At 65.4% G+C, this 12,668-nt stretch carries 16 protein-coding genes; 10 read left to right on the top strand and 6 right to left on the bottom strand.

The window, feature by feature from the left end; all coding sequences use genetic code 11:
* The first annotated feature begins 115 nt into the window (after positions 1–115).
* A complete protein-coding gene (gene thiC / locus K3172_RS04015) occupies positions 116–1,990 on the top strand; it encodes a phosphomethylpyrimidine synthase ThiC (protein ID WP_221587186.1) in 1,875 nt (624 codons plus the stop codon).
* Positions 1,991–2,012: 22 nt separating this feature from the next.
* Positions 2,013–2,585 carry a hypothetical protein gene (locus K3172_RS04020; RefSeq protein WP_221587188.1) on the top strand — a complete coding sequence of 191 codons (573 nt, stop codon included), beginning with the start codon at positions 2,013–2,015 and terminating at the stop codon, positions 2,583–2,585.
* A 172-nt stretch (positions 2,586–2,757) separates the two neighbouring features.
* Here the strand turns inward: K3172_RS04020 and K3172_RS04025 are convergent, their stop codons facing one another.
* Positions 2,758–3,540 carry a hypothetical protein gene (locus K3172_RS04025; protein WP_221587190.1) on the bottom strand — a complete coding sequence of 261 codons (783 nt, stop codon included), beginning with the start codon at positions 3,538–3,540 and terminating at the stop codon, positions 2,758–2,760.
* 136 nt (positions 3,541–3,676) lie between these two features.
* A complete protein-coding gene (locus K3172_RS04030) occupies positions 3,677–4,150 on the bottom strand; it encodes a YaiI/YqxD family protein (RefSeq protein WP_221587192.1) in 474 nt (157 codons plus the stop codon).
* A gap of 93 nt (positions 4,151–4,243) precedes the next feature.
* Between K3172_RS04030 and K3172_RS04035 the strand changes: the two genes are divergently transcribed.
* The 6 genes from K3172_RS04035 to K3172_RS04060 all read left to right on the top strand — a co-directional run bounded on the left by K3172_RS04035 (position 4,244) and on the right by K3172_RS04060 (position 7,195).
* Positions 4,244–4,588: an HPF/RaiA family ribosome-associated protein gene (locus K3172_RS04035; protein WP_221587194.1), complete on the top strand. Its 345-nt coding sequence runs from the start codon at positions 4,244–4,246 to the stop codon at positions 4,586–4,588.
* Positions 4,589–4,792: 204 nt separating this feature from the next.
* A complete protein-coding gene (locus K3172_RS04040; protein ID WP_221587196.1) occupies positions 4,793–5,005 on the top strand; it encodes a cold-shock protein in 213 nt (70 codons plus the stop codon).
* An 86-nt stretch (positions 5,006–5,091) separates the two neighbouring features.
* Positions 5,092–5,310, top strand: a complete 219-nt coding sequence (locus tag K3172_RS04045; protein ID WP_221587198.1) for a hypothetical protein — start codon at positions 5,092–5,094, stop codon at positions 5,308–5,310.
* A gap of 83 nt (positions 5,311–5,393) precedes the next feature.
* Positions 5,394–5,963 (top strand): hypothetical protein, encoded by a 570-nt coding sequence (locus tag K3172_RS04050; RefSeq protein WP_221587200.1) that lies wholly within the window; start codon positions 5,394–5,396, stop codon positions 5,961–5,963.
* 72 nt (positions 5,964–6,035) lie between these two features.
* A complete protein-coding gene (locus tag K3172_RS04055) occupies positions 6,036–6,455 on the top strand; it encodes a hypothetical protein (protein ID WP_221587202.1) in 420 nt (139 codons plus the stop codon).
* Positions 6,456–6,616: 161 nt separating this feature from the next.
* Positions 6,617–7,195, top strand: a complete 579-nt coding sequence (locus tag K3172_RS04060; RefSeq protein WP_221587204.1) for a fasciclin domain-containing protein — start codon at positions 6,617–6,619, stop codon at positions 7,193–7,195.
* A gap of 60 nt (positions 7,196–7,255) precedes the next feature.
* Here K3172_RS04060 and K3172_RS04065 read toward each other — a convergent pair whose 3' ends face one another.
* On the bottom strand, positions 7,256–7,945 hold the full coding sequence (locus tag K3172_RS04065; protein ID WP_221587206.1) for a hypothetical protein: 690 nt from the start codon (positions 7,943–7,945) through the stop codon (positions 7,256–7,258).
* A gap of 78 nt (positions 7,946–8,023) precedes the next feature.
* The gene (locus K3172_RS04070) at positions 8,024–8,995 is read right to left on the bottom strand and encodes a patatin-like phospholipase family protein (RefSeq protein WP_221587208.1); all 972 of its coding nucleotides are present in this window, start codon (positions 8,993–8,995) and stop codon (positions 8,024–8,026) included.
* A 287-nt stretch (positions 8,996–9,282) separates the two neighbouring features.
* Between K3172_RS04070 and K3172_RS04075 the strand changes: the two genes are divergently transcribed.
* Positions 9,283–9,825 carry a nuclear transport factor 2 family protein gene (locus K3172_RS04075; protein WP_221587210.1) on the top strand — a complete coding sequence of 181 codons (543 nt, stop codon included), beginning with the start codon at positions 9,283–9,285 and terminating at the stop codon, positions 9,823–9,825.
* Here K3172_RS04075 and K3172_RS04080 read toward each other — a convergent pair.
* Positions 9,822–10,964: a hypothetical protein gene (locus K3172_RS04080; protein WP_221587213.1), complete on the bottom strand. Its 1,143-nt coding sequence runs from the start codon at positions 10,962–10,964 to the stop codon at positions 9,822–9,824. The genes K3172_RS04075 and K3172_RS04080 overlap by 4 nt on opposite strands.
* 99 nt (positions 10,965–11,063) lie before the next feature.
* Positions 11,064–11,537: a hypothetical protein gene (locus tag K3172_RS04085; RefSeq protein ID WP_221587215.1), complete on the bottom strand. Its 474-nt coding sequence runs from the start codon at positions 11,535–11,537 to the stop codon at positions 11,064–11,066.
* Between the two features lie 224 nt (positions 11,538–11,761).
* Here K3172_RS04085 and K3172_RS04090 point away from each other — a divergent pair, with 224 nt between their 5' ends.
* Entirely contained in the window at positions 11,762–12,658 is an 897-nt protein-coding gene (locus K3172_RS04090; protein WP_221587217.1) for a hypothetical protein, read from the top strand.
* Positions 12,659–12,668 lie beyond the last annotated feature (10 nt).

The raw sequence follows: 12,668 nt of genomic DNA on the forward strand, positions 1-12,668 counted from the left end.
GGGCGGGGTAAGCGCCGCCCGACCCGTCGAACCTGAACCGATTAGCATCGGCGGAGGGAGTGGGCTGGTCACCGCCAGAGGTCCGCTCTCCATCCGCCACCTGGAGAGACTTCGCATGGCCGACATCAACAGCACATTCGACATTGGCGTCACCACCGGCCCGATCCGCGGCAGCCGCAAGGTGCAGGTCGGCGCGAAGAGCGGCAGCGGCATCCAGGTCGCCATGCGCGAGATCGACCTCGAGGGCGGCGAGCCCAGCGTGCGTGTCTACGACACGTCCGGACCCTACACCGATCCCGCTGCCCAGATCGACATTCGCAAGGGCCTCGAACAGAAGCGCCGCGCATGGATCCTCGCCCGCGGGGATGTCGAGGAATACGACGCGCGCGAAGTGAAGCCCGAAGACAACGGCCAACTCGGCCCCGATCGTTCGGGCGGCGTCCCGGCTTTCCCGAATGTCGCGAAGCGCGTCCTGCGGGCCAAGCCGGGCATGAACGTGAGCCAGATGCACTATGCCCGCCGCGGCATCATCACGCCCGAGATGGAATATGTCGCCGAGCGCGAGAACCTCGGGCGCGAAATGCTGCGGGACGAAGCGGCTCGCCTCACCGCGCGCAACGACGGCCAGCCCTGGGGCGCCGAACTGCCCGACTACGTCACGCCCGAATTCGTGCGCGACGAAGTGGCGCGCGGCCGTGCCATCATCCCCTCCAACATCAACCATCCCGAAACCGAGCCGATGGCGATCGGACGCAACTTCCTCGTCAAGATCAACGCCAACATCGGCAATTCCGCGGTGGCGTCCGATGTTGCGAGCGAGGTCGACAAGATGGTCTGGGCGATCCGCTGGGGGGCGGACACGGTCATGGACCTCAGCACGGGCCGCAACATTCACGACACGCGCGAATGGATCATCCGCAACAGCCCCGTGCCCATCGGCACCGTGCCGATCTACCAGGCGCTCGAAAAGGTCGGCGGCATTGCCGAGGAGCTGACCTGGGAGATCTTCCGCGACACGCTGATCGAACAGGCCGAACAGGGCGTCGACTATTTCACCATCCACGCCGGCGTGCGCCTGCCTTACGTACCGCTCGCGGCGAAGCGGATGACCGGGATCGTCAGCCGCGGTGGCTCGATCATGGCGAAATGGTGCCTCGCGCATCACAAGGAGAGCTTCCTCTACGAGCGCTTCGACGAGATCACCGAGATCATGAAGGCTTACGACATCGCCTACTCGCTGGGCGACGGCCTGCGTCCCGGCTCGATCTACGACGCCAATGACGAAGCGCAGTTCGCCGAGCTCTACACGCTGGGCGAGCTTACCAAGCGCGCCTGGGAGCAGGACGTGCAGGTGATGATCGAAGGCCCCGGCCACGTGCCGATGCACAAGATCAAGGAGAACATGGACAAGCAGCTGGAGGCCTGCGGCGAAGCGCCCTTCTACACGCTCGGCCCGCTCGTCACCGACATTGCGCCGGGTTACGACCACATCACCAGCGGCATCGGCGCGGCGCAGATCGGCTGGTACGGCACCGCCATGCTCTGCTACGTCACGCCCAAGGAACACCTCGGCCTGCCCGACCGCGACGACGTGAAGGTGGGCGTGGTGACCTACAAGCTCGCCGCCCACGCCGCCGACCTCGCCAAGGGCCACCCGGTCGCCAAGGTCCGCGACGACGCGCTGTCAAAAGCCCGCTTCGAATTCCGCTGGCGCGACCAGTTCAACCTGTCGCTCGATCCCGACACGGCCGAGCAGTACCACGACCAGACCCTGCCCGCGGAAGGCGCGAAGACCGCGCATTTCTGCTCCATGTGCGGCCCAAAGTTCTGCTCGATGAAGATCAGTCAGGAAGTGCGCGAGTTCGCGGCAAAGCAGAACTCGGACAGCTATCTTGCCGCCACTGCGCCCAGCGAGGACGCGGAAGCAGGCATGGAGGAAATGGCCGAGAAGTATCGCGAAGGCGGCGACCTCTATATGCCGAGCAAGTAACTGGAGGCGGGGGCGAGGGGCAGTGGAAGGGTATCTCCTCTTCTTCGCCCTCGTTCTCGGCGTGAACCTGCTGCCGGCGTTCGGGCCGCCGACCTGGTCGATCATTGCGCTCTACGCCTTCAACAGCGACCTCGAGCTCGCGCCGCTGGTCGGCCTCGGCGCACTGGCGGCGGCAAGCGGGCGCTTCGGCCTCGCCCATGCAACCCGCGCGCTTGGCACACGCTTCCTGTCGGTCCGGATCAAGAGCAACCTGGCCGCCGCGCGCGAGGCGCTGGAGCAGCGCCGCCGCAACGGCCTTCTCGCGCTCGGCCTGTTCGCGCTCTCGCCGGTGCCCTCGGCACAACTGTTCGAGGCCGCCGGGCTGGCGCGCCTGCCCCTGCTGCCCTTCACCGCCGCCTTCTTCGCCGGACGGATCGTTAGCTATTCGCTCTACGGCTACACCGCGCAGACCATCCGCTCGACCAGCATGGGCGAGGTCCTGCGCGAGGAGATCGCCAGCCCGCTCGGCATCGCCATACAGGTCGCGATGCTGGGCGCCCTGGTGCTGTTCGCGCGGGTGGATTGGGGTAAGCGGTTGGGGGTGATGGGCGATTGAAAGCGATTTGCCCGACCGCCATCGCCGACCGGTCTCAAGATCAGGTACGAACGTCGAGTACTATCCGGACGTCAGCCTCCAGAGACCAGCTTCTCCACCAACGCCCTGAGCTCGCTCGGCGTGGTGTGGCCGGCGAAGATCTCGTGATCGCCGATGCCTGCCTTGCGCAGCGCTATTTCGCGCCCTGATCGATCGCCGAACGAAGCAGCTTGAATTCCGCAGCCGCAATGAAATCCCGGCATGGGCGGTATTCCATGCCTTCGCGCTCTATGCGCAGGGGCAGGATCGTGTCGTCCGACATGCCTTCGATCCGGGAAAAAATCTCGGGGCTGACAATGTAATATGAGGTCATCTGCGTAGTGCATTGGTTGTTCGCCCCGCAGATGGGGTAGGCAGGCTCCTGGTTCGCCTTGTTCAGCTCGACATATTCCCCGTCGACCATCAGGCCGACCTCATAGGTGTAGTGATCGTTGACGCTGCTCGATCCGACCACGTTCTCGTCCAGCACCAGCCGATAGAACGGACTGCCTTCGATCATTCTGTATTCGAGGAACGACCGCAGTCGTCCGTCGATGATGCCCATCACGCGTTTCGCGCCGATCCCGTGGGTCTGCACCACGCCGCCCTTGGCGCTGACCTTCTTGAGCTGTTTGCTCAGCGGCATGGCCCGGAATTTGCCGACGCGCTGCGACCACCCCGACGATGCCGAGCAGGATTGCGAAGCGCCGTCCTGCCCATAACCAGCGGATATGGGGGCGACGAGCGTGACGGATGCGGCGAAGATGCCGACGTGCTTGAGGGTAAGAATGCGACCGAATCCCGAAGAAGAGAAACCTCGACCGAAATATCCGTTGAGTCCCGGATTGAAAACACAAAACACGAGCCCCCCGTGCAGGCCCGCGTGATTTGATTTTCCTACTCCGCCGCAATCTGGCCTATCTGCGGAGATGGCCATTCTTTCCGCATCCCGACTGCCGACCCAAATAAGCCCTCGCTCGGCTCCCGAACTTTTTTGCCATTGGACTGTGGTCCATGCGGTCCATGTCATGGGACTGGCAGGAGGCAAGTCCTCCAATTGTCCTACACGCGGCCTAGGGCCTCGCGAGCTTCACCAGCACCCGGTCCAGCGCCTGCAGGAAGTTCGACCGGTCCGCCTTGCCGAACGGCGGCGGGCCGCCAAGGTTACTGGCGCCCACGCCGTCCATCCCGGCGCGCAGGTCTTCCATTATCGCGCGGGTGGCGATGGCGCTGCCGATGCTGGCGGCGTCGAAGGGCCTGCCGTCGTGGCGCAGCACCGTCGCGCCGGCCTTGAGGCAGCGTTCGGCCAGCAGGATGTCGGCGGTGATCACCACGGCGCGCGGTCCCGCGTTCTCCGCGATCCAGTCGTCTGCCGCGTCGAAGCCGTCGGAGACCACCACGCGCTTGACCCGCTCGCTCACCGGCACGCGGAAGGGGCTGTTGCTGACCACGCGGACATGGGCCTTGTGGCGCTCGGCCACGCGGTAGACCTCTTCCTTCACCGGGCAGGCATCGGCATCGACGAGGATGATAGCGGGATCGTGCATCGCGCGGGCCTAGCCGTGCGCGAAAGCACTGGAAAGTGCCGTCCCGCTCCCCATGTCGGTAACAGAGAGAACCCAACCGAGAGGAGCATCCCTATGCAGGTCCAGTTCAATTCCGACAGCAGCGTCATGGGTACCGCCAATGTTGCGGAGCGGATCGAGGCGCGGGTGCGGGAGAAGCTGGGGCGGTTCGAGGATCGGCTCACCCGGCTCGAAATCCATGTGCATGACGAGAATGCGCACAAGCACGGTCATGACGACAAAGCCTGCACGATCGAGGCCCGCCCGCGCGGCGGCAGGCCGATCGGCGTCACCGAAGGCGCTTCCACCGTCGACGATGCGGCGCGCAAGGCAGCCGTGACGCTCGCCCAGCGCCTGACGCGGCACTTCGGCAAGCAATCGCGGCACGGGCACGACCCGCGGCCCGAAAAGGTCTTGTGATATAATTAGGTAATACGGCGGCGGCGTGCTACTGCGCTGCCGCTGACGTCGAAATTTGCGACGGACTTCGGATTTTGACGACGCCGCCTGCCGCTATGGCCCCGGCGAAAACCAGACGACGACTTCCTTTCTTCGGACGACCTTACGCACGGCCCGCAGGCATGTCGCTTGCGGGCAACCAGTTGTTCTTGAAAGGAACATGACATGTCGAAGACCGGCACCGTAAAATTCTTCAACGCCGACAAGGGCTATGGCTTCATCCAGCCGGACGATGGTTCGGACGACAGCTTCGTCCACATCACCGCCGTGCAGGCCGCGGGGATGAGCACGCTCGATAAGGAGCAGCGCCTCAACTACGAAGTCGAGACCGGCCGCAACGGCAAGGCCAGCGCCGTGAACCTGTCGGCCGCCGACTAAGGCGCCTTCCGAGGCTCGCGCACCGTGGCCTGTGACCCCTTGCCACGGTGCGCGGCACCCCTTCTTCCAACTCCCGGAGCCCGCCGATGAGCCAGACCTACGACTTCTATTCCGCCCGCGCGAAGGAATCCGCCGCCGAGGCGAAGGCCGCCACGCTCGACAATGTGCGCGAGCGGGCACTGCGGTCGCAGGCGACGTGGAAAGCGCTCGCCGACCAGGCGCGCGCCGTTTCGCGCCAGCGCGCGAAGATCGAGGCCGAGAAGGCCGCCGCGCGCGAGATCGAATCCGGGTTAACCGCCAGCTAGGCGCTGACGCGACGGCGCAACCGCCGCTTGCATCCCTCCCCGAAGCGCGCACGTAACTGGTCGGTCCTTCAGGGAGAACCGCCATGAATGCCCGCCGCTTCCCGCTTTTCCTCGCCCTCTTCGCCGCCGCGCCAGTCGCTGCCGAGGAGCCCGCCGCGCCACCGCCCACATTGGCCGAGGCCCGCGCCTCCACCGCCGGTACCTGGCGCGGGGAGCTTCAGTATCGCGACTACCAGTCGAACGAATGGGTCGGCATCCCGGTCACCGTCACCACGGACCCCGTGGGCGACGGCGTGACCTTGGTCCGGCGCGCGGTATTCGACGACGGGCCGCGCCGCGGGGCGGTCTACATCACTTCCGTGGAAATGCTGGCGAAGGACGGCGCGACAGAGTTCTCGACCGGCTTCCGCGCCGGCAACGAGCCCGAAATCGGCCGCTTCACGCTCGCGCTGGCCGAGGCGCGCGACGCCGAACACTGGACGATCGTCGCCACCGCCGAGGGCATGGATGACGATCGCCCGGCCATGATCCGCGAGACCACCATGCGCGACGGCGGCCGCCTGACGACGCTCAAGGAAGTCGACTTCACCGACGATGCTGATGACGATTGGCTCCCGCGTAACCGTACGCTGCTTGAGCGCGTGGCGGACTAGGCTCGCCGGTTACGACACGCGCTATTCCACTCGGGCTTGCCGGCCGTGTGCGCTGTGGCATCATGCGTGCCGGTGAGGGGGCAGAAGCGCATGGGTGAGAGCGAACTGTTCGGCGTGATCCAGGACGTCAGCGGCCTTTATGCGACGCTGATGGGGATGATGATCACGATCAGCTTTGCCATGGTCGCGGCGGTGTGGAGTGTGCTGCACCGTGTCGGGACGGGCATGAAGCTGGCCGCCTTCGCCCTTTACGGTGTCGGCATGGCGCTGCTTGGCTCCATGATGCTGCAGCAGGCGCATCTGCGCGAGCAGGCGGTGGCCGCAATGCGCGGGCTGCCGGGCGAGCGTAGCGCCTTTGCGGCAGCCTTTCTCGAAACGCAGCAGAGCGGCTGGTTCACGCTCGTGTGGCTGTTCCAGCATGCCGCACCCTGGCTTCTCATGGCGGGGGTGGCGTGGCTGCTGTTCGCGTGGAAGGGCCGCGAGCCACGTTAGTATTCTGCTGCGCTGCACAACTCGTCGCGGACGAATCCCGTCTCGTCATATTATTGCCGAAATTCGAAACATCCGGCGCGCCCATACGTTCGTATCTTGAAGCACCAGCCGGGTGAGCCGGTTGCGAAAATGCTGAATTTTCAAACGAAAAGGGACCAATCATGAACAAGCTGACCCTAGCACTCGCCTCTGCCGCCACGCTCGCCATCGCGGCGTGCGCCGAGCCTGCAGAAGATACCGCAGTTGTCGAGGACACCGCTGCTGCCGACCAGATGGCCAATGACACCGCCACCACCGGCACCATCGTCGAAGTGGCACAAGGCAACGGAGATTTCTCGACGCTGGTGAGCGCGGTGACCGCCGCGAACCTCGGCGAAACGCTGTCGGGTGACGGACCTTTCACGGTCTTCGCACCGACCAACGAAGCCTTCGCCAAGATCCCCGAAGCGACCTTGACCGAACTGACCACGAATGACACCGAAACGCTCGGTAACATCCTGACCTACCACGTGGTGGAAGGTAACGTCGATGCGGCCACGCTGACCAAGGCGATCGAGGACGCGGGCGACGCGGGCTACACGATCACCACGGTGAATGGCGGCACGCTGACCGCGAAGCTCGTCGACGGCAATGTCGTACTGACCGACGCCGCCGGTGGCACCTCGACCGTGACGGCGACCGATGTGGCCGCGTCGAACGGCGTGATCCACGTCATCGATACGGTCCTGATGCCGCAGTAAGCATTGGGAATAGCAAACAAGGGGGCGGTCCATACGGGCCGCCCTTTTTGCATGCGCGGATCAGAACCGCTTGCGCGCCGGCCCACCGCGAAACTTGCGGCCCGGCCACCATTCGGGGTCGAACCACTGGCACTCGAGGTCGGGCCGCGCATCGGCCAGGGCCATGAAGCCTTCAAAGGTCGACACGGCCTTGGCGCAGTGCAACCGCTTGAGATTGCGACAGGTGATGAGCGGCGAAAGGTCCTTGTCGGCCACGCTGGTGCTGACCATCCACAGTTCCTCCATCGCGAAACCGTCGAGCGGGTCGATGCTGTCGAGCTTTTGCATGGTGTTGATCGAGCCGCACAGGTCGAGGCGGGTCAGCCGGTCCTTGAGCGGCCTGATCCAGCGAAGGTCGTGGAGGTGCTTGGCGTTTTCGATGCTGAGATGGGTGAGGTTGAACAGTTTCAGGATCGGGGTGAAATCGGTGATGTTGCGCGGGCTGTCGAGCTTGAGCGTGTGAAGCTTCTTGAGGCGTGTCAGCCCTTCGAGTGTTTCCGCCGTCACCGGCCAGCCGAGTTCGAGCTGCTCGAGATTCTCGAGTTCGCAGATCTCGTCGAGGAAATCCTGGTTGACCGCGCTGGTGGTGAGGATGCGCAGCTTCTTGCGGGTCGAGATGCCGCGGAAAGAGTTCTTTTCGCGGTGATGCACACCGATCTCGGAGTCGGGTCCGATCTTGAGCGTCGCGCTGAACTCGTCCTGTTCCACCATTCGCCTCCGTCGCTGGCGAAATGGTGATACACGAAAGAAGCGAAGACTTTCCTACGATCCTCGCCGCCCGTTACGCCTTCAGGGCGCGACGCCAAGGAATCTCGCGATTTCGTCCCAGTTCTCGCGCACGTGCTGGCGACCCCGCTCCATGTTCTGCGCGAGCAGCGGCGGATCGAAGTCGAGCGTGTCGTAAAGGTCGGTCTCCGGCTCGATCACCATGGTCGGGACGAGGCGGAAACGGGAGATCTCGTCGTCGAAGGGGCGCATGACGGTATCGATCTGCGACTGGGGCAGGCCGAGATCGCGCAACACGCGGTGCTGGTGGGTGCGCGCGGTCAGCAGGCGGTTGATGAGGTTGACGTTCTTGAGGTCGTTCTCGGACACCTCGCGTGATTGCAGGTCGACCGAGCGAAGCGCGACGTCGATGAGGCTGGCGTAGGTCTTCGGCCGGTCCGCCTTGGGTCGCGCTCCAGCCCGTACCACCAGCACCGCGCGCGGGCGCTCGACGAGGGCGGCATCGAGCGGGGTCACGTCGCGCACCCCGCCGTCGACCCATTGCTCGTCCAGCCCCTGCGCGCTGCGGGTGGCGTGGGGGGCGAAGAAGAACGGCATGGCGGAGCTGGCATAGACCCAGTCGGCGATCCGGTCGGCATTCTCGCCGACGATGCGCAGCTCCCCATTGGTGAGGTTGACCACCGCCAGGCGCAGGTTCTTGCCCGTCGCACGGATGCGCTGGTCGTCGAACGCCTGCTTGAGCAGCTTTTCGAGCCCGCCGGTGCTGTAGATCGATGAAATGCCGGTGAGGATCGCGAGCAGCTTGCTCTGGCGCTTCTTGTAGATGTCTCCCGGCCCGGCGATACCCTGCCAGAACTGCAGCAGCATGCCGATGTCGTCCTGCGCCACCGCTGCCGCCTGGATCGCGCCGGTCGACGTGCCGACCGCCGTCTCGAAATCGACGCCGCGCTGGCGGATGAGCTCGTCGAGGACCCCTACCTGGAATGCGCCCTTCGCGCCGCCGCCACTGAGGACGATCGCCAAACCACCAGCCATGTTCTGTCTCCCGAAACCGTGCCTGTTGCGACCGCGCGTATCGGTGCGCCCTCTGTTACGGACCGCGGACCGTACCTGTCCGGCCGGGAAGGGGCGTTCTTGCGACCGGCCAATGCGGCATCCTGCTGCACCGCGGTCGTCGTCGGGCAATCTAGCGGCGCGGGCGGTGTGATGGATAGGAAAATTCCGACGCTCCGGTCTGGCGCGATCAGTGCTTCGTCGATGGGCGCTTCAGCCGCTGGCCGAGGAGACTTACCGCGGCATCGAGGATGCAACGGGAGGAATGCATGAAGGCAAGGCGAAGCGTGGCGAAGCGCGCAGGTACGATCGTGACGGCGCTCGCCGCTTCATTGCTGGGCGTGCCGGCGATCGCCCAAGCGCAGGCGGGGAGCGCCTACGCGCAAGCCAGTGCCGCGACCGCGCCGGTCGCGGATGCCTATTTCGCCGCCTATACCAGCCGCGACTGGGATGCGCTCGAGCCGCTTCTTGCCGCAGAGGCGACGTTTGCCGACCCGACGGCGACCCGCGTGTTCGGCGGGGTCAAGTCGGACGGCAAGGCTGCGATCATGGAGCGTTTCCGCGTCGGGTATGCCGGGCTCACCCACATGCGGTTCGCGACGACACGGCGCCTCGTGAGCGGTGATGTGGCGATTTACGAGGGCACGCTCGACTGGGGTCTCGACCTCGGCGACGGCACCACTGTGGACAGCGTGACGCCGATGGTCATCGTGATCACGGTCGCCGACGGCAAGGTCGTCGAACATCGCGATTATGTCGATTACGCCCCGTTCCTGGAGGCAGTGCGCAAAACGCGGCAAGTCGCGAACTAGAGACCCTTGCGCCCGAACATCGCGCGGCGCGGCCCGGGCCCGGTGACTGGCGGCGGGCCTGCCGGAGGGCGCGGTTGAGGTGGCGGGGTCTCGAAGGTGCGGACCTCGAACCGCCCGCCGATGCCTTCGGCCATGCTGCGCTTCTCACGCCATTCGTTGGCGAGCGCGGCCTTGGCCTCCTGCGATTCGGGCATCAGGCCCGGTGGCGGCATGCGGTCGTCGATCCGGTTTTCGTACGGGGCGAATTCGGTCGACTGGTAGCCGTACTCGCGATGGAACAGCGGGGTCAGCTCGTAGAGCGGCACGCCCCCTTCGTCGGGCTGGCGATGGGTGCAGCGATAGGACAGGCTGCGGTCTTCGGGGCCGAAGGTGTCGCCATCGGGGATGATGTAGCCGTTCTGCGCGATCGCGATGCGGATGAAGGACAGCATCACTTCGAAATTCGCGCCGAAGGGCAATTCGTGCGGTTCGACCACGATCTCGCCCCCGATGAAGTGCTGCGCACCGAAGCTGCGGATGCCGAACGTCTGCTTTTCTCCCTGTGCGCTGCGCGGACCGAAGAGATAGGGATGGACGTGCAGCGGGCTGGGCGCGGGCAGGGCGGCGAGATCGTCGAACAGCTCGCCGGGAAAGATCTGGTTGCTCTGCGTCCAGTGAACCAGCAGCGGCTCTCGCGCCTCGCAGGCCACGCGCGAGGCGAGCTGGCAGACTTCGAGCCGCTTGAGGAACTGCGGGAGGTTGCCGCCCTCGCGCGGCATGCCGATGTCGCGCAGCATGGCGGCGATCTTGGGATCCTCGCCGACCGAGCCGAGCACCCCGTGCGTGACGGTGACCAGCACCATCGCCTGGTGCCGCATCACCCGCTCTCGCACGTCGGGGCACATTATCCCGGTAATCGCGGAGCCAAGCGGCTGGCTGAACACTTCCGAATTGCCCGGATTCGGGACGAGCTCGAAACTCACCGTCATGCTGTCGCCGCCGAAGAGGCGGTAGAAGACGCCCGGAGTGCTTTCGGGCACGTTGAAGCGGAAGCCTTCCTTGGCCTCCATGATGGTGATGAAATTGCGGACGACGCTGTCGAGATCGTCCGGCGGCCCGTCGAGCAGCAGCGCGCTCTGGACCTGGTTGGGGAATTGCATCGTCACGCTCCGGCTGCACAGGGCGCGCCCATGGTAGCGTGATGAAGTTCCGAAAAAGTAAAGCGGAACGGCCTTACTTTGCCGCCTTGACGCGTCGCCTTATTGAATCGTGATCACGACCGGACGTCGCGGTAGCGGTTCGACCTCGAGCGAGCCGTTGTGCACCAGCCCGCCGGCATCGGGCAGCGGCGCGGGCTGCTCCGCCTGCTCCGGCGCGCGCGGCTGGAGCGCCGGTCCATGGGCCAGCCGGTCGATTTCCCCATCGTCGAACTGGTACCCGTAATCCGCGGCCAGCTCAGCCCGGTCGCCGGTGTCCTCGAACGCAACCTGCCGGTCGCGATACCGGCCCCGCATGGCCAGTTCGGCGACGGGGACGGTGCCGTCGGGCGTGACGAGCGGATAATGGTCGGGTAGGCGCTGGCTCGAAAAATGCCCCGCGCTGCTCGGGACAGAGGCGCTCGGCAGAACGTCGTCGTCGCTCATCAGCATCGGGCTCTTGCCGATGGCCGATCCGCTGATGGCGCCCACGCCCATCACCGTCATCGCGGCGATGGCGAAGCCGACCAGGGGCATGGGATTTCGTTTCGAATGGGCCATGTCACCGGGGAAACGGCCTGCCCCGCCGCCTGGTTCCGAAGACCGGACGGGTGGATTCACGGTCTCGCCCTTCATCCGCCCTTAACCCCGCCCTTGAACGGCCCCGCAATGGTTCAGGGGCTAGGTTAACGGGACGGTGAGACATTGCCGCTATGCCATGGCGCGACGGAGCCGGGGTCGCCGGGAACTAGAGACACACGATGCACGAACTGCAACTCGAATTCGCAACTGCCGAGGGCGAGGCCGCCTGGGAAGCGCGCCTGCGCGGATTGTTCGAACAGGGCATGCTCGACGCGGCCCATGCGATCCTCGAATCCGCCCTGCAGACACTCGACAGCGATTTTGCCCGCCAGTGCCTCCAGGCGAGGCCGGACTCGGTCGCCATCGAAGGCTGGGAGGAACTGGTCGAAGCGATCCAGCAGCACGAGGGCGAGCCGATCGCCGGTGTCACCCTCGCTGTCGCGAACGAGGCGGACCGTGCCTTCGAGAAGGGCCAGTTGCATCATCCTTTCATGATGCTCGGCCTCTACACCGACGAACCGTACCGCTTCAGCGGCGCCTCGAGCGAGGAACTGCTCGATCAGACGCAGCGCGAGGATGGCCCCGAATGGGCTGGCTATGACGAGGATATCGAGGTCTTCCTCGACATCGAAGGGCTGGACCAGCTCAACACCCTGCTGCTGCATCACAAGCAGCGCCACTTCTTCCGTGACGGCAAGCCCGACCATGCGCCGGAGCGTTACGTAGAATACGTGCTCGGCTGCTGGTGGCGGGCCCTGCTGTTCCAGCTCGCGGTCACCAGCGAAAGCGCCATCCACGGCCTTCCCGGCGGCATCCCGGTGATTGCCGGAACCGTCGAGATGCGACCTGAAATCGTCATGGTCCACGGCATGGGCGCCAGCACTCCCGAGCGCGAGCGCACCACCGAGGTCAGGGAATGCGCGCCAATGCTGGCCGCCGACTTCATCCAGATCCGCGCGGTCGAGGAAGAGAAGGAAGTGACCGGTGCCGACCTGCGTCGCAAGGTCGCGGAAACCGGGCAGGAAGACGAACCGGCTCCGCGCCGCAGCTTCATGGCACGCCTGTTCGGCCGCTGACTCGACAAGC

Origin of the sequence: Qipengyuania proteolytica (assembly GCF_019711565.1) — a bacterium.
GTDB lineage: Bacteria > Pseudomonadota > Alphaproteobacteria > Sphingomonadales > Sphingomonadaceae > Qipengyuania > Qipengyuania proteolytica.

Bases quoted from the DNA above. Each gene is read 5' to 3' on its own strand.
- thiC (WP_221587186.1), top strand. From the start codon at position 116: ATGGCCGACATCAACAGCACATTCGACATTGGCGTCACCACCGGCCCG.
- K3172_RS04025 (WP_221587190.1), bottom strand. From the start codon at position 3,540: ATGGCCATCTCCGCAGATAGGCCAGATTGCGGCGGAGTAGGAAAATCA.
- K3172_RS04030 (WP_221587192.1), bottom strand. From the start codon at position 4,150: ATGCACGATCCCGCTATCATCCTCGTCGATGCCGATGCCTGCCCGGTG.
- K3172_RS04035 (WP_221587194.1), top strand. From the start codon at position 4,244: ATGCAGGTCCAGTTCAATTCCGACAGCAGCGTCATGGGTACCGCCAAT.
- K3172_RS04040 (WP_221587196.1), top strand. From the start codon at position 4,793: ATGTCGAAGACCGGCACCGTAAAATTCTTCAACGCCGACAAGGGCTAT.
- K3172_RS04045 (WP_221587198.1), top strand. From the start codon at position 5,092: ATGAGCCAGACCTACGACTTCTATTCCGCCCGCGCGAAGGAATCCGCC.
- K3172_RS04050 (WP_221587200.1), top strand. From the start codon at position 5,394: ATGAATGCCCGCCGCTTCCCGCTTTTCCTCGCCCTCTTCGCCGCCGCG.
- K3172_RS04060 (WP_221587204.1), top strand. From the start codon at position 6,617: ATGAACAAGCTGACCCTAGCACTCGCCTCTGCCGCCACGCTCGCCATC.
- K3172_RS04065 (WP_221587206.1), bottom strand. From the start codon at position 7,945: ATGGTGGAACAGGACGAGTTCAGCGCGACGCTCAAGATCGGACCCGAC.
- K3172_RS04070 (WP_221587208.1), bottom strand. From the start codon at position 8,995: ATGGCTGGTGGTTTGGCGATCGTCCTCAGTGGCGGCGGCGCGAAGGGC.
- K3172_RS04075 (WP_221587210.1), top strand. From the start codon at position 9,283: ATGAAGGCAAGGCGAAGCGTGGCGAAGCGCGCAGGTACGATCGTGACG.
- K3172_RS04080 (WP_221587213.1), bottom strand. From the start codon at position 10,964: ATGCAATTCCCCAACCAGGTCCAGAGCGCGCTGCTGCTCGACGGGCCG.
- K3172_RS04085 (WP_221587215.1), bottom strand. From the start codon at position 11,537: ATGCCCCTGGTCGGCTTCGCCATCGCCGCGATGACGGTGATGGGCGTG.
- K3172_RS04090 (WP_221587217.1), top strand. From the start codon at position 11,762: ATGCACGAACTGCAACTCGAATTCGCAACTGCCGAGGGCGAGGCCGCC.